The organism is Streptomyces sp. NPDC058525 (assembly GCF_042719495.1).
Lineage (GTDB): Bacteria > Actinomycetota > Actinomycetes > Streptomycetales > Streptomycetaceae > Streptomyces.
Genome location: NZ_JBHXNP010000004.1, coordinates 144720 through 162046, shown reverse-complemented (window position 1 = coordinate 162046; position 17327 = coordinate 144720). Strand labels below are relative to the sequence as shown.

Below are 17327 nucleotides of genomic sequence, written 5' to 3'. Positions count from 1 at the left end.
ACCGTGATCAAAGGGGCTACTGAGGAGGGGGAGTTACATGGCCGGACTGCGTCTGGGGCCGCTGCTGCGCCACGTCGACTGGGACACGGGCGGGTCCGCCACCATATGGGTGGAGGCGGACCGCCCGTGCACGGCCGAGGTGCGGTGCGCCGACGGGGCCGGCGGTAGTGTGCGCACCTTCCAGATCGCCGGCCACCACTATGCGCTGGTGCCGGTGACCGGGCTGACCGCCGGGACCGTGACGGCCTATGAGGTGCTGCTCGACGGGGTCCTCGTGTGGCCGCCGGCGGACAGCGGCTTCCCGCCGAGCACGATCACCAGCCCGGCCGTGGCGGGTCGCGATCCGGGGCTGCGCATCACCTTCGGCTCCTGCCGGCAGGCCGCGCCGCCCGCCGGCCGGCACGGGCCGCACGGGGCGGACGCGCTCGACACCCTCGCGGCGCGGCTGGCCGCCGATCCGGAGGCGGTGCGCCCGGACGTCCTGCTGCTGCTCGGGGACCAGGTGTACGCGGACGCGCTGTCGGCGGAGACCCGGCAGTGGCTGTCGGCCCGCCGCGACCTGCGGGATCCGCCGGGCGCCCAGGTCGCGGACTACGAGGAGTACACCCGGCTCTACTACGAGTCCTGGCTCGATCCGGAGATCCGCTGGCTGCTGTCGACGGTGCCGAGCCTGCACATATTCGACGACCACGACGTCATCGACGACTGGAACACGAGCGCGGCGTGGCTGGCGGAGATGCGGGCGACGCCGTGGTGGCAGGAGCGGGTCATCAGCGGGCTGATGTCGTACTGGGTGTACCAGCACCTGGGCAATCTCTCGCCGGCCGAGCTGGAGGCGGACGGGCTGTACGGGGCGATACGGCAGACCCCCGACGGCACCGACCTGCTGCGCTCCTTCGCGTCCGCGGCCGATGCCGATCCGGCGGCGGTGCGCTGGAGCTACCGGCGTGACTTCGGCCGGACCCGGCTGCTGATGGTGGACACCCGGGCGGCCCGGGTGCTGGCGGAGGACGGCCGGGCGATGCTCGACCCGTCGGAGGAAGCGTGGCTGCGGGAGAACGCGCTCGCGGGGCACGGGGCGTACGACCACCTGCTGATCGGGTCCTCGCTGCCGTGGCTGATGCCGCCGCTGATCCATGACGCGGAGACGTGGAATGCCGCGCTGTGCCGCGGGGAGCGGGGGCCCCGGTGGGCGCGGATCGGTGAGAACCTGCGCCGGCGCAGCGATCTGGAGCACTGGGCGGCGTTCCCGGCCTCGTTCGCGACGCTGACCGATCTGATCGAGGAGGTGGGGACGGGTCCGCGGGCGCCGGCGACGGTGTGCGTGCTGTCGGGGGACGTGCACCACGCGTATGTGGCCGAGCCGCACATACCCAGCACGGCGCGCGTCTTCCAGCTGACGTGCTCGCCGGTGCACAACTCCATCCACACGGCGGTGAAGCTGGGCTTCCGGCTGGGCTGGTCGCGGATGGGCCGCTGGCTGGGGCGCGGTTTCTCGCGGCACGGGCGGACGGGCCGGCCGCCGGTCAGCTGGCGGCGTACGGGCGGCCCGTGGTTCGGGAACCAGCTGATGACGCTGGCGCTGGCGGGCCGGACGGCCCGGCTGCGGCTGGACCAGGCGCAGAAGGGCCGCCGGGGGCGGGACGGTACGCGGCTGGTGACGGTGCTGGACCGGGAGCTGGCCGGGGCGGAGTAGGGTGCGGGCCTGGCCTCGGGTGTTGCGCCGGGTGCGGGATTCGGTGTGACATCGGGGTCTGACGCGCCGGGGGGTGCGGGGGCGCCCCGGGCATCCGGTGTGCGAACGCCGGGCGTACGCTGTATGGCTGTCAAGCCGCTCCTGCCGCTCCCCCGCGACGTCGCGGCGCTTCATGCCGCTGCACGTCAACCGGACTGGGGAGTCCCGCCTTGTTTGAGACTCTGGGGTCGCTGACCGCGAGCCCATGGATCTACGCCGTGGTGGCGGTGTCCGTCGTGCTCGACGTGTTCCTTCCGGTGCTGCCGAGCGGGGTGCTGGTGATCACCGCTGCGGCGGCGGCCGCGGCCGCCGGGGCGGCGGGGCCGGTGGCCGTGCCCGCGCAGGTGCCGGACATCCTGGCCCTGCTCGTGATCGCCACGACCGCCTCGGTGCTGGGTGACATGGCCGCGTACCGGCTGGGGCGGCGCGGGGGTGCCCGGCTGGACCGGGCCATCGCCCGTTCCCGGCGGCTGACCCGCGCCCATGAGCGGCTGGGGACGGCTCTGGCCCGGGGCGGCGGCGCCCTGGTGGTGATCGCCCGTTTCGCGCCGGCCGGGCGTTCGGTGGTGTCGCTGGGCGCGGGCAAGACGCACCGCAAGGTGAAGGAGTTCCTGCCCTGGTCGATGCTGGCGGGCATGGCCTGGGCGGGCTACAGCGTGGCCCTGGGCTATTTCGGCACCCAGTGGCTGGGCACGCAGTGGCTCGGGACCGCGGTCTCCATCGTCGCGCTCTTCGCCGCGGGCGCCCTGGCGGCCTTCCTCGTACGCCGCCCGGCCGCGCCGGCGGCGGCCCCTGCGGCGTAGGGTTCCGGCCCCCGCCAGGATCTGCCCCCGCCCCTCCCCCGGGCGGAGCAGTGGCTCACCCGTTCACCCGGCCCCGATCGCCGCCTCCGGGCTCGGCTCCTAGCGTCCACAGCACGGTGCACAACCGAACCCGCGTCACATCCGTGCCGTGGCCGCGCCGTTTCGAGGAGCCGAGGAGTTCTCTCCATGCCCGCCAAACTGCCCGCCACACCCCATGCCGAGCCGTCCGCCGCCCGAGTAGCCGCCCTGCCTGCCGCGGCCCGTCGCCGCCGCCTGCTGGCCGTCGCCGCCGCGACCCTGGCCGTCGCCGCCGCCACTCCCGCCACGCTGGCGTACTCCGCTCCCACCGCCACCGTCTCCCCCACCACCGTCGCCCCGGGCGGCCGGGTGGCCCTCAATCTCGAGGGCTGCGGCACCAAGGTCGGCCGGGCCACCTCCAGCGCGTTCGGAGAGGTACGTCTGACCCCCGGGAACCTGGAGGCCACCAACCTCTTCGGCAGCGCCACCGTCTACCGCAACGCCGGCCAGGGCACCCACCGCGTCACCTTCGAGTGCGCACCGGGCGGAGAGCGCGTCACCGTGTCCCTGAACGTCACCCCGGGCGCGGCGCGCGGCGGGACGGGCGGCAGCATCGACTCGATGAGCCCGGGGCAGATCGCCATGGGCGGCGCCCTCGTCGCGGGCGCGCTGGGCGCCGGCGTGTGGATCATGCGGCGCCGAGCGGCGGCCTGACCGCGCACCGGCTCGCCCCCGCCCGGCTCATGCGGGGGCGGCCTGGCCCCGTACGTGCATCCCGTCGAGGAGCTCGGCGGTGGCCTCGGCGATGGCGTCCACGGCCGCGTCGAACACCTCGCGGTTGTGCGCTGCGGGCGCCCGGAAGCCGGACACCTTGCGCACGTACTGCAGCGCGGCGGCGCGGATCTCCTCCTCGGTGGCCTTCTCGGGGATGGCGGGCGGGCGCAGGGTCTTAATGGAACGGCACATACCCCTACTATCCCGCTAGCGGGGCAGCTCGGCCCCGGACAATTTCATGATCAATCCGGCCTGGAGCCGGCTCCGCAGCTCCGGGTCGGCGACCTCGTCCAGCAGCCCGATGGCCTGCTGCGTGGTCTCGGCGGCCCGCCGGTCGTCGCGCAGCGAGGTGGTCTGGTCGGCCATGTGCTTGAGCGCGATGTCGGCCCGCCGGTGGAAGAGCTGCCCGACGAGGGTGGTGACCAGTCCGAACGAGCCGGTCACGACTCCGAGGTACAGCTCCCCGCCGGTCTCCGCCTTCCAGACGGCCAGGGCGACCCCGGCGAGGAGGATCGCCGCACCGACCCCGGCGAACCGCTGGCTGGTGGCGAAGCTGCTGCGGGCCTGCGTCAGCCCGTAGGCGTAGTACTCCACGAGGATCGGCGTGAACTCGTCGCGCCGGTCTCCGAGTTCCCCCGCGGGAGGGTGCTGGATACCCCCGACGTCATCGAACTTGGGGTTCCCCGTCGTGACGACGGCCGGTTCGGCGACGTGCGCGAGCAGCCGGGCCCTCTCCTCGGCCCGCTTGCGCTCGAAGCCCGCTCCGACCGCCCGTTCCAGCACCACCAAGGCCGCGACGACCGCCGCGACCACCCCACCCCACCCGAGCCACTCGCCCATCCCCCGAGGTTCCCACGGCCCGCCCGTCCTGGTAACCCCAGCGTGGCTGCCCGCCGTCCGCGCGGCAATAAATCACGCGCCCGTTGGCGGCGCACGAAGGCCCCCAACCGTGATCGGTTGGGGGCCTTCGTGGTGGTGGGCGCGGACGGTTTCGAACCGCCGACATCTGCTTTGTAAGAGCAGCGCTCTACCCCTGAGCTACGCACCCGTGGATGAGTGGACAGCCTACATGGCGGGCACACCCCCCACGCAAACCCGTTCCCTTGGGGGAGAATGGTCCGGGGCATTGCGGACACGCGGTACGGGAGAGGGATTGTGACGACGGCATCCCGGCGGTGGTTCGGTGGGCGGGACGAGAGTCGGCGGGCCGAGGCGCAGGCGGCGAAGGATGCCGCTGCCGCGGCGTTCTACGAGCTCGACAGCGCGCAGCGGGACCTGCGGATCTCGATCGAGACGATCGCAGCGGCGGACGGTTCGCCCGCCGGGCGGCAGGCCGGCGAGGGGTTCGCCGCGCTCGGGCAGCGGATCGATCAGGTCAGCCATGTGTACATCGAGGCGGTGGACGCGCACGACCTGGACCGGGTCGATCTGGAGGCGGCCGCCGCCTCGCGGGCGCGGGAGGAGCTGACCCGGGCCCGCGATGAGCTGGTGCGGGTCAAGGGGGAGCTGGACCGGTTCGCGCAGGGGTTGCAGCCGCTGCTGGACAAGGCCGAGACGCAGTTGGCCCGGGTGGCCCCGGCTCGGGAGCGGGCGAAGGCCGCGCTGTTGGCGGCGAGTGATGCGCTGGATGCCGTACGGGCCAAGGGGATGCGGGCCGACGATCTGGCGGCGCGGCTGGCGGCGCTGGGTCCGGAGCTGACCAAGCTGAACGAGGGTGCGGGCCGGCACGGGGTGCAGGAGACCGTGCAGCGTGCCGACCGGATGCTGCGGGACGCGGAGGGCGTGCGGGCCGAGGCGGCCCGGCTGCCGGAGCGGGCCGCGGAGATCGACCGGCGGCTGGTGAGCCTGCGGACGCGGGCCCAGGCGTTGCGCAACCGTGCGGACCGGGTGGATCCGGTGCTCAGCGAGCTGCGCCGGAGGTTCAGTGCGGCGTGCTGGCAGGACCTCCAGCAGGTGCCGGACGAGGCGATACGGGATGTGGCGCGGGCGGAGGACCGGCTGCTGGAGGCGTCCCGGGCCCGCGACGAGCAGCGCTGGGCCGATGTGGGGGCGCTGATCGACGCGGTACGGGATTCGCTGGAGGCCACGGACGAGGCGGTGTCGGCGGCGCAGGACCGGCTGACGCGGCTGGAGGACGTGGCGCGCAATCCGCAGGCCGAGGTGGACCGGACGCGGTTCGCGATCCGCGACGCGCAGCGGCTGGCGATGGCGGGCCGCAGTGTGCCGGATCCGCGGCACGCGCGGCCGCTGGACGAGTCGGTGGCCCGGGTGGCCCGGGCGCTGGCCGGGCTGGAGGGGCGGCATCCGGATTACTGGGCGTTCCTGCTGGAGATGCAGGATGTACGGGAGGCCGTGAACCGTGTGGTGAACGGGATCCGGGCAGAGCGCGGCCACAGCTGAGTGGCACAGCCCACGGGTGATTGGCACAGCTGAGTGCCGCGGCTGAGTGGCGCAGCCGAGTGGCACGGCTGAGTGGGAGTACTGGCCGGCGCCCCCGTGCGCGGCCCCGGCACGCTCTCCCCTGCCTCCCGGTATCAGCCAGGTTGTCCCCAGCGGGGTGGCGGCGGATGCTGGTGTTGGTGCCCGGAACGGAGCAGAGGAGGGCGGGATGGCTGTCCATACTTCCCACAGGTCCGGTGAGCAGCCCGTGTCGCGGCGTGAGACGTATGCGCCGCACGCGCTGTACGGGTGCACCGAGCCCCATGAGTCCTACGCGCCCTACGTACCCCACGAGCCCTATGCGGCCCACACGCCACAGGCGGCCTCCCCCGGGCTGCTGCAGCGCGCCCTGCACCCCGTCAACGCGCGGCTCGACGAGCATCTGCCGGCCGATCACAAGCTCAGCAAGGTCTACCGGGTCGGTGCCGGTCTGACCGGGCTGCTGCTGGTGGTGTTCGGGATCCTGGGGCTCGTCGACCGGATCGGGTTCTTCGACACCGGCGGCGACACGGTGCTGGCCCTGAACACCAACGGTGCGCTCAGCGTCCTGTCGATCTGCATCGGGTTGCTGCTGTGCATCGGGATGGTGATCGGCGGGACGTTCGCCTCCACCCTGAACATCGTGCTGGGCCTGCTGTTCATCGCGAGCGGGTTCGTGAACCTCGCGCTGCTCGACACCGAGCTGAACTTCCTGGCCTTCAAGATCCCCAACGTGCTGTTCAGCTTCGTCGTCGGCGTGATGCTGATGTGGTTCGGGATGTACGGGCGGGTCGGCAGCGCGCTGCCGCACGACAATCCGTACTGGCGGGCCCGCCACCCCGAGCAGGCGGCGAGGGAGGACAGGGCGTACCGGGCGGCCGCGCCGGGTCGGCCGTAGCCGTCGCGGCCGTGGCGGCATAGCCTTGGCCGCATGCCTCGATACGAGTACCGCTGCCGGACCTGCGACGACACCTTCGAGCTGAGCCGGCCGATGGCCGAGTCCTCGGCGCCCGCCGACTGCCCCGCAGGTCATGCCGACACCGTCAAGCTGCTGTCCGCCGTCGCCGTCGGCGGGACCGGCAGTGCCCCCGCGCCCGCTCGCGCCATGGGCGGCGGGGGCGGGGGCGGCGGCTGCTGCGGTGGAGGCGGCTGCGGATAGACCGGAGCCCCAGCCAGACCGGAGCCCCAGCCGCACCGGAGCCGCGAGCCGAACCAGACCCGTCAGCGCTTGCGGGACAGGGTCAGGCCGTCCGAGATCGCCAGCAGGACCGATTCCATGCGGGGATCCGCCGTGACGTGGTCGTTGAACGCGCGGACACCGGCCGCCGAGCCGGTGGCCGCCTCGTCGAGGACCGCGCCGTGGAAGAGCGTGTTGTCCGTGACGATCAGGCCGCCCGGGCGCAGTCTCGGCACGAGCTCCTCCCAGTAGGCGATCTGGCTCTCCTTGTCGGCGTCCACGTAGGCCATGTCGATGTGCGGCGTCGCGGGCATGGCGCGCAGGGTGTCCAGCGCCGGCGCGATCCGCAGCTCGATGCGGTCCGCGACGCCCGCCGCCTCCCAGGCCTCCCTGCCGTACGCCGTCCACTCCTCGGAGACGTCGCAGGCGATGAGGCGGCCGTCGGCGGGCAGCGCCTGGGCCATCGCGAGGGAGGAGAAGCCGGTGAAGGTGCCCACCTCCACGATGTGGCGGGCGCCCGTCAGCCGGACCAGGAAGGCCAGCAGCGGCCCCTGCTCCTCCGCGGACTGCATCCCGGCGACGTCCGGGAACTTGGCGTAGGTCGTCTCCACGAGCCCCCGCTGGACGGCGTCCAGCGGGGGGTTGTGGGCGAGCATGTACCGGTACAGCTCATCCGTGATCTTGGTGCTGTTGCCCTTGGTCATACGGTCAGTCTCGCAACGCTCCGGCCGCCCGTCCGGCCGCTCGGCCGAATTCGCGCACGATTTCCTCGCCCGCCAGCACGCCCGCCGCGGCCAGGGCCTTCACGTTCGGGGCGTGCCACTGGGCGTCGGCGAGTTCGCCGTGGCCCGGGCGCCAGGCCGCGTCCGCCGCGAGCAGCAGGTCGGCGTCCAGGAGCGAGTCTCCGGCGGCCAGGGTCGTGGTGGCGCCCGTACGGCGGGCCACCTCGTGCATCGCCGCGCTCTTGGTCAGCGGGCGCGGAACGGCGTAGATCTTGCGGCCCTGGAGGGACACCGTCCAGCCGCGCGCCTCCGCCCACTCCGCCAGGGCCTTGAGCCATTCGTCGGGGACGAGGGCGCGTTCCACGACGAGGTACGCGAAGAGTTCCTCCGCCACCCGTGCCTTGCGCAGCCAGGCCGGGTCGGCCACCGCCAGCAGGTGGGCGTGGACCTCCTCCAGCGGGGCGCACTCCTGCGCCAGACGGGCCGCGACCTGCCGCCGCCAGTCCTTGTCGGGCACTCCGTCGACGAGCAGCTGGCCGCCGTTCGCGCAGATGGCGTACTTGGCCGGGCGGCCGGGGAAACGGATGCGCTGGTACTGCTTGCGGGTCCGCGTGGTCGTCGGGACGAAGACCACCGAAGGGTCGGCCGTCAGTTCCGCCAGCAGTCCCGCCGCCGTCTCCGTCATGTAGGACAGCGGCTTGCTCTCGTGGACCTCGACGCACAGCAGCCGGGGGGCCACCGGGTCGGGCATGGTCAGGCCGAGGGCCGCCGCCGAGTAGATGAGCGTACGGTCGAGATCACTGGCTACCAGGACAGTCACTTCGAGGCCACAGCCTTTCCGTCGGCGCCGGTGGCGCCGCGCGTGAATCGGGGGTGGATGAGTCCGACGCAGGTGTAGGGCAGGCCGTCGACCTCCTCCACCGGGACCCCGCGCTGCTCGGCGAGCAGCCGTACGTGGTCCAGGTCGGTGCCGGCGCCGCGCTGGGCGAGGATCTTCCACGGGACCCGGCGCAGCAGCACCCGGGTGGTCTCGCCGACTCCGGGCTTGACCAGGTTCACGTCGTGGATGCCGTACTCCTCGCTGATCCGCTCGACGGCCGCCCAGCCCTCCCAGGTCGGGGTGCGGTCCGCGGCGAGGAGTTCCTTGACCTCCTCGCCGACGGCGTCGGCGACCTCGTCGAAGTGGGCGGCGACCGTGTCGACGAAGGCGGTGGAGACGTCCGCGCCGGCGAGCTCGCGGTAGAACTTCGCGCCGTGGAAGTCGGCGGGCCCGACCAGGTCGGACCTGAGGACGGTACGCGATATGAGGCCGGACACGGTGGAGTTGAGGCAGGCGGAGGGGATGAGGAAGTCCTCGCGGGTGCCGTAGGTCTGCACGCAGGAGCCGGGGTCGGCGAGGACCACCATCTCCGGGTTGAAGCCGGGGTACTCGGCGAGGGCGGCGGTCAGCTCGCGCGTGATGGCGCCCTTGCCGGTCCAGCCGTCGACGAAGACGATGTCGGCCGGGTCGTGGCGGGCGGCGAGCCAGCGCACGGCGTTGGCGTCGATGCCGCGGCCGCGCACGATGGAGACGGCGTAGTGCGGCAGGTCCAGGCCGTGCCGGGCCTGTGCCCAGCGGCGCATCAGTACGCCGACGGGCGTGCCGGCGCGGGCCAGGGAGACCAGTACCGGGGAGGGGGAGCGCTCGGCGAGGACCGTCTCGGTGACGGTGCCGACGGCGCGGGCGATGCGGGCCGCCGAGGCGGTCAGGGCGCTCTGGTACAGCTCCTGGTACTGGGGGGACGGCTGGTACTCGACGGGCAGGGACTCGGCGTAGTGCGCGCCGCCCGCCTGGATCGCCTCCTCGCGCTCCTCGGTCGGGGCCTCCAGCTCGACGTCGGAGAAGTCCTGGAGGAGCCAGCCGACGTCCTCGGCGGCGTACGAGGAGAAGGCGGGGCCGCGCAGGGGCTCCCGCAGGGGCGTGTGCACGGGCTGGTGCGCCGCCTCGTCCGTGGTCCGCTCGGTCATGATCGGCTCTTGCTCCTGCCGGTCGGGTACGTAGGAAGGTACGACGGCCAGCAGGACCCGGCCGGTGTGCGGAGCGAGGCTCGCGAGCAGTCCGGTGCGCAGCTCGGGGGTGTCGCCGGCCGAGTCGACGACGGCGACGACCGCGTCGAAGCCGGCGCCCGCGACGTTGTAGGCGTACCGGTCGCCGGGGTCGTCGGCCGTGGGGGTGCTCCCGGCGGTGGTCGGCGGGGTGTCGTGGGCGGGGAAGACGAGCCGGGTGCGGATGGCGTAGCCGGGGTCGTCGACGGCGAGCACGGGCGAGCGGGTGGTGGTGGAGAAGCGGACCTCGCGGGCCGCGCCCGCCTCCTCCAGGGCCTTCGCGAGGCGCAGGGGGGCGTACATCAGCTCTTCGTTGCCGAGTACGAGGATCCGGCCGGGGGTGTCGCCGAGGGCGGCGGCGAGCTGGGCGGTCAGGTCGGGCAGGGCCTTGTCCAGGGCCGTGCGGTGGGCGGGGGTGAAGCCGTGGCGGCCGCCGTCGGGCACCGCGGCCGGCCAGGCCAGGTCCACGCGGGTGAACGGCTGCGGGTCGTCTCCGGGGGCTCCGCCCGGGACCTCGCGCCCCGACGGCCGGCGGGGCTGGGCCTGCGCGGCCCGGGCCTCGTACTGCTCCACCAGGGCCTGGCCCTTGGTGAGGACGCCGTCCGGGAGGGTGACCGTGCCCGAGGCCAGGGCTATGAGGTCCACGCGGGCGCCGATGTCCGCGGCGAAGGCGGTGAGGCGGTCGCGGTCGGCCGGGGAGCGCATGTCGACGAGGGCGACGACCACGTAGTGCTCGCGCGGGTGGCGGGCGTGCAGGTCGCGGATGGTGTTCAGGACGGTGTTGCCGGTGGAGAACTCGTCGTCGACGAGGACCAGCGGCCCGCTGCCCGCGAGCAGTGCGGGGTCCTCGGGCAGCAGCAGGTGCGAGGTGGCGTGCGAGTGGGCCTCCTCGAAGCCGCCTGCGGGCCGCACGCCCGGTACGGGCCGGCGGGTGGAGTGCAGGTAGGGGACGTCGCCCAGGCCGTCGGCGACGCAGTGCCCGAGCCCGGTGGCCGTCTCCGCGTAGCCGAGGACCACCGCGGAGGCGGCGCCGTCCGCGCCGAGCAGCGCCCGGACCCGCTCGCCGAGCCCGTACCCGGCCGCGTAGACGGTGGCCGGGGACTGCGGGACGTGCTTGCCCAGTACCTGCGAGACCAGCAGGTGGGCCCGCTTGGGGTTGCGCCGCAGCGCCAGTCCGAGCAGCTCCGCGAGCCGTGGCGAGCCCGGCGCACCGGCCTCCTCCAGGCTGACGCCCAGCCGGTCCGCGACCCAGGTTCCCGACCACACCGCTTCGATCGTCTTGCCTTTCCTCGTCGTCTCCGCCGTCACCAGGGGTTTCACACCTGGAGTCCGGCCGTGAGCAGGTCGACGAAGCCGACCTCCTCCTTCGCCACACCGAAGACCTCGGCGCGCTGCATGGTGCGCAGGGCCCAGGCCCGGTGGGGCTTCACTTCATTCATTTTGTTCGTATATGCCGAGCGCATCACCCCGCCGCCGCCGCGCTCGGGGCGCAGGATGTCCTCGGCGTCGCAGAATTCCTCGTGGGAGACCACGGACAGGGCGTGGACGGGCGTGACGTGGGCGGGGTGGATGCAGGTCTTGCCGAGCAGTCCGTTGGCCCGGTCGAGTTCGATCTCGCGCAGTAGGCCGTCCAGGTCGTGTTCGATCAGGGCGGTGCGCAGTTCCTCCACGCCCTCCGCGAGGAAGGGGCTGCGGCGCAGCTGGGGCTTGAAGAGGCGCTGCTGGCGGCGGAAGTACTCCCAGACGGGTCCGGTGACGGTGAAGCCGGTGCCGTCGGCGCGGCTGAGGACGTTGACCACGTCGGCGATGACGCCGGCCACGATCTGGACGTCGTAGGCGGTCATGTCGGGGGTGCGGCGCAGGCCGTAGGCGGAGCAGAAGTCGGTGACGCCGAGCCGCAGGGCCAGGACCCGCTCGCGGTGGCTGTTCACGGTGCGGGAGATGCCGGCAAGCGTCTCAACGCGGGTTTCGAGGTGCAGTAGGTCCGGGGTCTCCAGGACGGGCATGGCATACAGGCGGGAGTGGCCGGCGACGGCCTCCGCCTGCGCCACGGCGTCGAGGAAGGCGCTGCCACTGCTCTCGTTGAATTTGGGAAGTACGAATCCGGACAGTCGGTGCGCGGCGCCGCCGAGGCGTCTCACCAGGTCGGGAATCTGCTCGGGCGCGCGGACGCGGATGAACAGGAGCGGGAGCTCGTCGTCGTCGGTGTCGAGCTCGGCGAACTGCCGGACGAGGTTCTCCTCGGCCCCGGCGACATCGCCGTCGCTGATCGAATCCTCCAGGCAGAGGACCATGGAGACGACTCCGCGGCCGGCCTGCTTGCGGATGTCCCGGGCGAGCTGGGGGCGGGTGGCGGGGCTGTAGAGGGTGGCTCCGAGGGCCGCGGCGAGGGTGCGGGCGGGGGAGGCTCCGGTGAATTCGGCCGGTTCCTGGTGGAAGAGGTCCTTACGGACTGTGGGCGATACGTGCCCAAAGTGACGCATGTGCTTCCCCCGTACTGCCTCGGCGGCCCAACTGGCGTGGCCGGTAATAGTACGTACGAACGTGAGTCAAGAGTTCCTCAAGCACATGAAGTTCAGGTAACCCTCTTGCACCATGCCCAGCTCTCGCGTTCGAGACAAGGCCCTACGGGGGGCCGCATTGTCCCGGTCCACCCGGGGAGGGCAGGATGACGGGCATGACGCACGCGATGCAGAAGGGCTCGAACATCCCGGTGGCCGCCACGGCGGTCCGGGCGGTGCTGCGCTGGACCACCGGCCCCGAGGTGCCCGACGTGGACGCCTCCGCGCTGCTCGTGGGCTCCGACGGCCGGGTGCGTTCGGACGAGGACTTCGTCTTCTACAACCAGCCCCGGCACCCCTCGGGGGCCGTGTGGCGGCTGGGCAAGAAGCAGCTCGGCGAGGCGGTCACCGACGCGGTCCAGGCCGACCTGCGGACGGTGACCCCGGCCGTGGACCGGATCCTGGTGGTCGCCTCCGCCGAGGACGTGCCCTTCGAGCGGGTCCGGGACCTGCGGATCCTCCTGTACGACGCCACCGCGACCGGCGGCTCCGAACCGCTGGCCTACTTCGACGTGCGGCCCGAGACGGGCGCCGAGACGGCCCTGATCTGCGGGGAGCTGTACCGCAGGGGCGAGGGGTGGAAGTTCCGCGCGCTGGGCGAGGGCTACTCCGACGGGCTGGTCGGGCTGGCCACCGACCACGGGATCTCGGTCGACGAGAACGCCGCCGAGCCCGGCGCGAGCCCGGCGGCCGGGAGCCCGGCGGCCGGACCCACCGCCGACCAGACGGCCGCCATGGCCCCGCCCACCCAGGCCCCGCCGTCCGTCCAGCCGGCCTACGGGTACCCGCAGCCGGTGTCCCCGGCCCCGCTGCCGGGTCCGGGCGCCGACCCGTCCTTCCGGCTGCCGGTGCAGGGCCCGCAGTTCATCCGCCGCTGACGGCGCGGACGCGGGTGCCGCCGCGGAAGCCGTGCCGCCGCGACGCCGTGACGCCGTGACGCCATTGGCCCCGCGGACGCCGTGACACGGCTGCGCGGCCCCGCCCGGTCCCCGGGCGGGGCTCCGGTCAGGCCTTGGTGCTCTTGTAGCCCCGCCCCCACTGGAGCCCCCAGCCGTACAGCCGGTCCAGCTCGGCCTGGAACCCGTACACGAACTTCACCTCGCGCCGGACGGTGAACTCGCCCTTGACGTGCTCCAGCGAGACCACCGCGCAGGAGCGGGCCTGCGGCTGCCGCTCCTCCAGCGGGATCTCGATGCGCGGGCCGGTGACCGGGAACAGCGTGACCATGGCGTGGGTGCGGTCGAAGGCCGGGGTCTGGTCGTAGATGTAGACGAAGACCAGCAGCCGCTTGATCTCCTCGGCGTGGTCGAGGTTGACGTAGAGGGTCTCCCCGGACGCCGAGCCGAACCGGTCGTCGCCGCTGAGCTTCACGTACGGCGGGTCGTTGATGTCGCCCAGCAGGTTGCCGAGCGGCTGGACGGCGCCCCGGGTGCCGTCGGTCAGCTCGTACAGGCAGCCCATGTCGAGGTCGACGTTGACCATGCCCTGGGTGTGCGCCTGCACCATGTCGGGTTTGAACAGCTTGAATGGATGGCGCAGCAGCCGGCCGCTCTGCCCGTGGCTGCTGCCGCCTATGTCCGAGGTGCGCATGCGCCAGGACAGGTTGACGCGCAGATTGCCGTGCACCGCCCCCTGTTTGGTGAGCGACACCGTCGGGTGCCGCTTCGTCAGCTCGATCGCGTTCGACGAGGCGCTGCCCGACTGGAACTGCACGGCGCGGCTGCCCATGATCCCGTCGAAGAAGCCCATCCCCCTGCCCCCTTGTTCCCCTTGTTCCCCTGGTCCCCTGTACGGCCACGGAAGTTGACTACGGAAGCAGGGCGGCCCGCCGGGTCCGTGGACCCGGTGGACCGCCCCGCAGTTGAGCGTTCCGCATTACCGCCGCGGTCATGCCTTGGCGGTGGAACCCTCCAGTTCCAGGCGCTTGTTGCGGCGCACCGAGGACCAGAAGGAGGCCGCGATCAGCAGCACGCCGACGAGGCCGGTGATGATCTCGCTGATCTCGTGCTGGATGGTGACCAGCAGGATGACCGCGAGCGCGCCGATCGCGTAGTGCGCGCCGTGCTCCAGGTAGACGTAGTCGTCCAGCGTGCCCTGGCGGACCAGGTAGACCGTGAGCGAACGGACGTACATGGCGCCGATGCCGAGGCCGAGCGCCATCCAGAAGATGTGGTTGGTGATGGCGAAGGCGCCGATGACCCCGTCGAAGGAGAACGAGGCGTCGAGGACTTCGAGGTACAGGAAGAGGAAGAACGCGGCCTTGCCGGCCAGGCCGACGGCGGATACGGGCTTGCCCGCGGCCTTGGCCTTCTCCTCCTCCTCGTGCTCGCGCTCCTCTTCCTCCTCCAGCTTGTCCTCGAAGTACGAGGACAGGCCGCCGACGATGAGGTACGTGATCAGACCGGCGACGCCGGCGAGCAGCACGGTGGCGGACTTGTCCGCGTGGCCGGTGCTGGTGTGGGCGTTGACGGCGAAGGTCATCGCCGAGACGAGCAGGACGATCAGGGCGATGCAGACCGACAGCATGTCGACCTTGCCGAGCTTGGCGAGCGGACGCTCAAGCCAGGCAAGCCACTTGTGCTCCCGCTCGTCGAAGATGAAGTCGAGGAAGATCATCAGCAGGAACATGCCACCGAAGGCGGCGATCGCCGGGTGGGCGTCGGTGACCAGGGCCTCGTACTGCTCGGGGTGGTCCAGCGCCAGCTCGATGGCCTCGATGGGGCCGACCTTGGCACTGATGGCGACGATCGCCACCGGGAACACCAGCCGCATACCGAACACGGCGATCAGGATGCCGATGGTGAGGAAGATCTTCTGCCAGAAGGCATTCATCTTCTTCAGGATTCCGGCATTGACGACCGCGTTGTCGAAGGACAGCGAGATCTCGAGGATCGACAGGATCAATACGATCCCGAACGCCTCCCACCCCCACTGCCACGCGGCAAAGGCGAGGCCGAGCGCCGTGATGGCGAACGACCAGCCGAAGGTTTTCAGAACCACTGGCACCTGGCACCCCATGCGTCTTGTTGCGGCTTTACGAAACGTTGACCCCGAAGTCTAGAGCGATGCCCCTCAGACCCGACGCGTACCCCTGCCCCACTGCACGGAACTTCCATTCACCTCCGTACCGGTAGACCTCGCCGAAGATCATCGCGGTCTCGCTGGAAGCGTCCTCGGAGAGGTCGTAGCGGGCGAGTTCCTGGCCGTCCGCCTGGTTCACCACGCGAATGAAGGCGTTGCTGACCTGGCCGAAGCTCTGCCGGCGGCTGTCGGCCTCGTGGATCGAGACCGGGAAGACGATCTTGTCGACGCGCTCCGGCACCTTGCTGAGGTCGATGATGATCGACTCGTCGTCGCCGTCACCCTCGCCGGTGAGGTTGTCCCCGGTGTGCTCGACCGAGCCGTCGGGGCTCTTCAGGTTGTTGTAGAAGATGAAGTACTCGTCCCCGAGCACCCGGCCGCTGTTGCACAGCAGCGCGCTGGCGTCGAGGTCGAAGTCCGCGCCCGTGGTCGAGCGTGCGTCCCAGCCGAGGCCGATCAGAACCCGGGTCAGGTTCGGTGCGGCCTTGGAGAGGGAGACATTGCCCCCCTTGGCGAGTGTGACGCCCATGTTGTGGTCCTCCCCGGACGACGGTGTGCCTGCGTGACGGTGTGGCTGCGTGCGGTGCGGCCGCGCGGGTGCGGCCGCGGGTGCGGCTGCGTTCCGCGGGCCGTACGGGTGCGTGGCCCGCAGTGCCCCGCAGTGGCCCGTGGGCCGGTCCGCAGGGCCGCAAAGCCGGTCCGGCGCCGTACACACAGTGCACGGCGCCGGACGGATGACTGCTCTGGGCTCAGACGTTGACGCCGAAGTCCTGCGCGATGCCGCGCAGGCCCGAGGCGTAGCCCTGGCCGATGGCGCGGAACTTCCACTCCGCGCCGTTGCGGTACAGCTCGCCGAAGACCATGGCGGTCTCGGTCGAGGCGTCCTCGGAGAGGTCGTAGCGGGCGAGCTCCGTGTTGTCCGCCTGGTTCACCACGCGGATGTACGCGTTGCGGACCTGGCCGAAGCTCTGCTGGCGGCCCTCGGCCTCGTAGATCGAGACCGGGAAGACGATCTTGGCGACATCGGCCGGGACGCCGGCGAGGTTCACCTTGATCGCCTCGTCGTCGCCCTCGCCCTCACCGGTGGTGTTGTCACCGGTGTGCTCGACCGAGCCGTCGGGGCTCTTCAGGTTGTTGAAGAAGACGAAGTTCGCGTCGCTGGCGACCTTGCCCTGGTCGTTGGTCAGGATCGCGCTGGCGTCGAGGTCGAAGTCGACACCGGTGGTGGTGCGAGCGTCCCAGCCCAGACCGACGATGACCGCCGTCAGGTTAGGCGCGGCCTTGGTCAGCGAGACGTTGCCGCCCTTGCTGAGGCTGACTCCCACGGGTCCTCCATTGGGTTCTGTGTGTGGGGCGGTGCCCCGTCGTGCACTGGGCCCTCCCGGCCGTGGCCGGGGGAGCTACCGGATCAACGTTTCGATCCTAGTGACGGGTTCCCGCCTGTAAACGGTTTTCGCGCGGAACTGCGGCAAAGAGCCCGCCGAGCCCCTCAGAGGCTGTCGAGCGCCTTGATGTACTCGTTCAGGTCACGCGCGTCGGGCAGCCCGTTGACGACCGTCCAGCGCACGACGCCGTCCTTGTCGATGATGAAGGTGCCGCGGACCGCGCAGCCCTTCTCCTCGTCGAAGACCCCGTACGCGCGCGAGGTCTCCCCGTGCGGCCAGAAGTCCGACAGCAGCGGGTACTCCAGGCCCTCCTGCTCCCCGAAGACCCTCAGGGTCGGCACGGAGTCGTTGGAGACGGCGAGGAGCTGGACCTCGTCGTTCTGGAAGCGCGGCAGCTGGTCCCGCAGCTCGCACAGCTCACCGGTGCAGACGCCGGTGAAGGCGAACGGGTAGAAGAGCAGCACCACGGCCTTCTCCCCCCGGAAGTCGGAGAGCCGCACGGTGGCGCCGTGGTTGTCCTTGAGCTCGAAGTCCGGGGCCTTGTCGCCGACCTCGATCGCCATCTCTC

General features: G+C 71.9%; 18 protein-coding genes and 1 tRNA gene. 7 read left to right on the top strand and 12 right to left on the bottom strand.

The features are described 5' to 3' along the window. Nucleotides 1–37 precede the first annotated feature (37 nt). The 3 genes from ACFWP3_RS03975 to ACFWP3_RS03965 all read left to right on the top strand — a co-directional run bounded on the left by ACFWP3_RS03975 (nucleotide 38) and on the right by ACFWP3_RS03965 (nucleotide 3270). Nucleotides 38–1696, top strand: a complete 1659-nt coding sequence (locus ACFWP3_RS03975) for an alkaline phosphatase D family protein (protein ID WP_384215867.1) — start codon at nucleotides 38–40, stop codon at nucleotides 1694–1696. A gap of 209 nt (nucleotides 1697–1905) precedes the next feature. Continuing rightward, nucleotides 1906–2538: a DedA family protein gene (locus ACFWP3_RS03970; protein ID WP_384215865.1), complete on the top strand. Its 633-nt coding sequence runs from the start codon at nucleotides 1906–1908 to the stop codon at nucleotides 2536–2538. 186 nt (nucleotides 2539–2724) lie between these two features. Continuing rightward, nucleotides 2725–3270 (top strand): hypothetical protein, encoded by a 546-nt coding sequence (locus tag ACFWP3_RS03965; protein WP_384215863.1) that lies wholly within the window; start codon nucleotides 2725–2727, stop codon nucleotides 3268–3270. A gap of 27 nt (nucleotides 3271–3297) precedes the next feature. On the opposite strand, the gene ACFWP3_RS03960 is transcribed toward ACFWP3_RS03965, so the two are convergent. From ACFWP3_RS03960 to ACFWP3_RS03950, 3 genes are all read right to left on the bottom strand, one after another. Next, nucleotides 3298–3522: a DUF2277 domain-containing protein gene (locus ACFWP3_RS03960; RefSeq protein ID WP_069920138.1), complete on the bottom strand. Its 225-nt coding sequence runs from the start codon at nucleotides 3520–3522 to the stop codon at nucleotides 3298–3300. A gap of 15 nt (nucleotides 3523–3537) precedes the next feature. Then, nucleotides 3538–4170: a hypothetical protein gene (locus ACFWP3_RS03955; protein ID WP_384215861.1), complete on the bottom strand. Its 633-nt coding sequence runs from the start codon at nucleotides 4168–4170 to the stop codon at nucleotides 3538–3540. Between the two features lie 133 nt (nucleotides 4171–4303). Continuing rightward, nucleotides 4304–4378 (bottom strand) — tRNA-Val (locus ACFWP3_RS03950). A gap of 65 nt (nucleotides 4379–4443) precedes the next feature. On the opposite strand from ACFWP3_RS03950, the gene ACFWP3_RS03945 reads away from it, so the two are divergent. The 3 genes from ACFWP3_RS03945 to ACFWP3_RS03935 all read left to right on the top strand — a co-directional run bounded on the left by ACFWP3_RS03945 (nucleotide 4444) and on the right by ACFWP3_RS03935 (nucleotide 6907). Beyond that, entirely contained in the window at nucleotides 4444–5730 is a 1287-nt protein-coding gene (locus ACFWP3_RS03945) for a hypothetical protein (RefSeq protein WP_384215860.1), read from the top strand. Between the two features lie 208 nt (nucleotides 5731–5938). Further along, nucleotides 5939–6646, top strand: a complete 708-nt coding sequence (locus ACFWP3_RS03940) for a DUF4383 domain-containing protein (RefSeq protein ID WP_384215858.1) — start codon at nucleotides 5939–5941, stop codon at nucleotides 6644–6646. Between the two features lie 33 nt (nucleotides 6647–6679). Beyond that, nucleotides 6680–6907, top strand: a complete 228-nt coding sequence (locus ACFWP3_RS03935; protein WP_384215856.1) for a zinc ribbon domain-containing protein — start codon at nucleotides 6680–6682, stop codon at nucleotides 6905–6907. 62 nt (nucleotides 6908–6969) lie between these two features. Here the strand turns inward: ACFWP3_RS03935 and ACFWP3_RS03930 are convergent, their stop codons facing one another. The 4 genes from ACFWP3_RS03930 to ACFWP3_RS03915 are packed head-to-tail and all read right to left on the bottom strand — an operon-like array spanning nucleotide 6970 to nucleotide 12215. Beyond that, entirely contained in the window at nucleotides 6970–7629 is a 660-nt protein-coding gene (locus ACFWP3_RS03930; RefSeq protein WP_384215854.1) for an O-methyltransferase, read from the bottom strand. 4 nt (nucleotides 7630–7633) lie between these two features. Further along, nucleotides 7634–8467, bottom strand: a complete 834-nt coding sequence (locus ACFWP3_RS03925) for an HAD family hydrolase (protein ID WP_384215852.1) — start codon at nucleotides 8465–8467, stop codon at nucleotides 7634–7636. Next, nucleotides 8464–11040 (bottom strand): phosphoribosyltransferase, encoded by a 2577-nt coding sequence (locus ACFWP3_RS03920; RefSeq protein ID WP_384215850.1) that lies wholly within the window; start codon nucleotides 11038–11040, stop codon nucleotides 8464–8466. Before ACFWP3_RS03920 ends, ACFWP3_RS03925 begins: the two co-directional genes overlap by 4 nt. An 8-nt stretch (nucleotides 11041–11048) precedes the next feature. Continuing rightward, complete coding sequence (locus ACFWP3_RS03915; RefSeq protein ID WP_384215848.1) at nucleotides 11049–12215, bottom strand: HpcH/HpaI aldolase/citrate lyase family protein; 1167 nt, start codon at nucleotides 12213–12215, stop codon at nucleotides 11049–11051. Nucleotides 12216–12409: 194 nt separating this feature from the next. On the opposite strand from ACFWP3_RS03915, the gene ACFWP3_RS03910 reads away from it, so the two are divergent. Beyond that, entirely contained in the window at nucleotides 12410–13171 is a 762-nt protein-coding gene (locus ACFWP3_RS03910) for a TerD family protein (protein ID WP_384215846.1), read from the top strand. A 127-nt stretch (nucleotides 13172–13298) separates the two neighbouring features. On the opposite strand, the gene ACFWP3_RS03905 is transcribed toward ACFWP3_RS03910, so the two are convergent. The 5 genes from ACFWP3_RS03905 to ACFWP3_RS03885 form a co-directional block, all read right to left on the bottom strand. After that, nucleotides 13299–14042, bottom strand: coding sequence for a Tellurium resistance (locus ACFWP3_RS03905; protein WP_384215844.1), 744 nt, complete (start codon nucleotides 14040–14042; stop codon nucleotides 13299–13301). Between the two features lie 138 nt (nucleotides 14043–14180). After that, complete coding sequence (locus ACFWP3_RS03900) at nucleotides 14181–15293, bottom strand: DUF475 domain-containing protein (protein WP_384215842.1); 1113 nt, start codon at nucleotides 15291–15293, stop codon at nucleotides 14181–14183. 34 nt (nucleotides 15294–15327) lie between these two features. After that, nucleotides 15328–15903 carry a TerD family protein gene (locus ACFWP3_RS03895; protein WP_384215840.1) on the bottom strand — a complete coding sequence of 192 codons (576 nt, stop codon included), beginning with the start codon at nucleotides 15901–15903 and terminating at the stop codon, nucleotides 15328–15330. Nucleotides 15904–16123: 220 nt separating this feature from the next. Beyond that, entirely contained in the window at nucleotides 16124–16699 is a 576-nt protein-coding gene (locus ACFWP3_RS03890) for a TerD family protein (protein WP_384215838.1), read from the bottom strand. A 164-nt stretch (nucleotides 16700–16863) separates the two neighbouring features. Next, a complete protein-coding gene (locus tag ACFWP3_RS03885; RefSeq protein WP_384215836.1) occupies nucleotides 16864–17322 on the bottom strand; it encodes a peroxiredoxin in 459 nt (152 codons plus the stop codon). Nucleotides 17323–17327: the final 5 nt, after the last annotated feature.

Bases quoted from the DNA above. Each gene is read 5' to 3' on its own strand.
- ACFWP3_RS03975 (WP_384215867.1), top strand. From the start codon at position 38: ATGGCCGGACTGCGTCTGGGGCCGCTGCTGCGCCACGTCGACTGGGAC.
- ACFWP3_RS03965 (WP_384215863.1), top strand. From the start codon at position 2,725: ATGCCCGCCAAACTGCCCGCCACACCCCATGCCGAGCCGTCCGCCGCC.
- ACFWP3_RS03960 (WP_069920138.1), bottom strand. From the start codon at position 3,522: ATGTGCCGTTCCATTAAGACCCTGCGCCCGCCCGCCATCCCCGAGAAG.
- ACFWP3_RS03955 (WP_384215861.1), bottom strand. From the start codon at position 4,170: ATGGGCGAGTGGCTCGGGTGGGGTGGGGTGGTCGCGGCGGTCGTCGCG.
- ACFWP3_RS03945 (WP_384215860.1), top strand. From the start codon at position 4,444: ATGGTCCGGGGCATTGCGGACACGCGGTACGGGAGAGGGATTGTGACG.
- ACFWP3_RS03940 (WP_384215858.1), top strand. From the start codon at position 5,939: ATGGCTGTCCATACTTCCCACAGGTCCGGTGAGCAGCCCGTGTCGCGG.
- ACFWP3_RS03935 (WP_384215856.1), top strand. From the start codon at position 6,680: ATGCCTCGATACGAGTACCGCTGCCGGACCTGCGACGACACCTTCGAG.
- ACFWP3_RS03930 (WP_384215854.1), bottom strand. From the start codon at position 7,629: ATGACCAAGGGCAACAGCACCAAGATCACGGATGAGCTGTACCGGTAC.
- ACFWP3_RS03915 (WP_384215848.1), bottom strand. From the start codon at position 12,215: ATGCGTCACTTTGGGCACGTATCGCCCACAGTCCGTAAGGACCTCTTC.
- ACFWP3_RS03910 (WP_384215846.1), top strand. From the start codon at position 12,410: ATGACGCACGCGATGCAGAAGGGCTCGAACATCCCGGTGGCCGCCACG.
- ACFWP3_RS03905 (WP_384215844.1), bottom strand. From the start codon at position 14,042: ATGGGCTTCTTCGACGGGATCATGGGCAGCCGCGCCGTGCAGTTCCAG.
- ACFWP3_RS03895 (WP_384215840.1), bottom strand. From the start codon at position 15,903: ATGGGCGTCACACTCGCCAAGGGGGGCAATGTCTCCCTCTCCAAGGCC.
- ACFWP3_RS03885 (WP_384215836.1), bottom strand. From the start codon at position 17,322: ATGGCGATCGAGGTCGGCGACAAGGCCCCGGACTTCGAGCTCAAGGAC.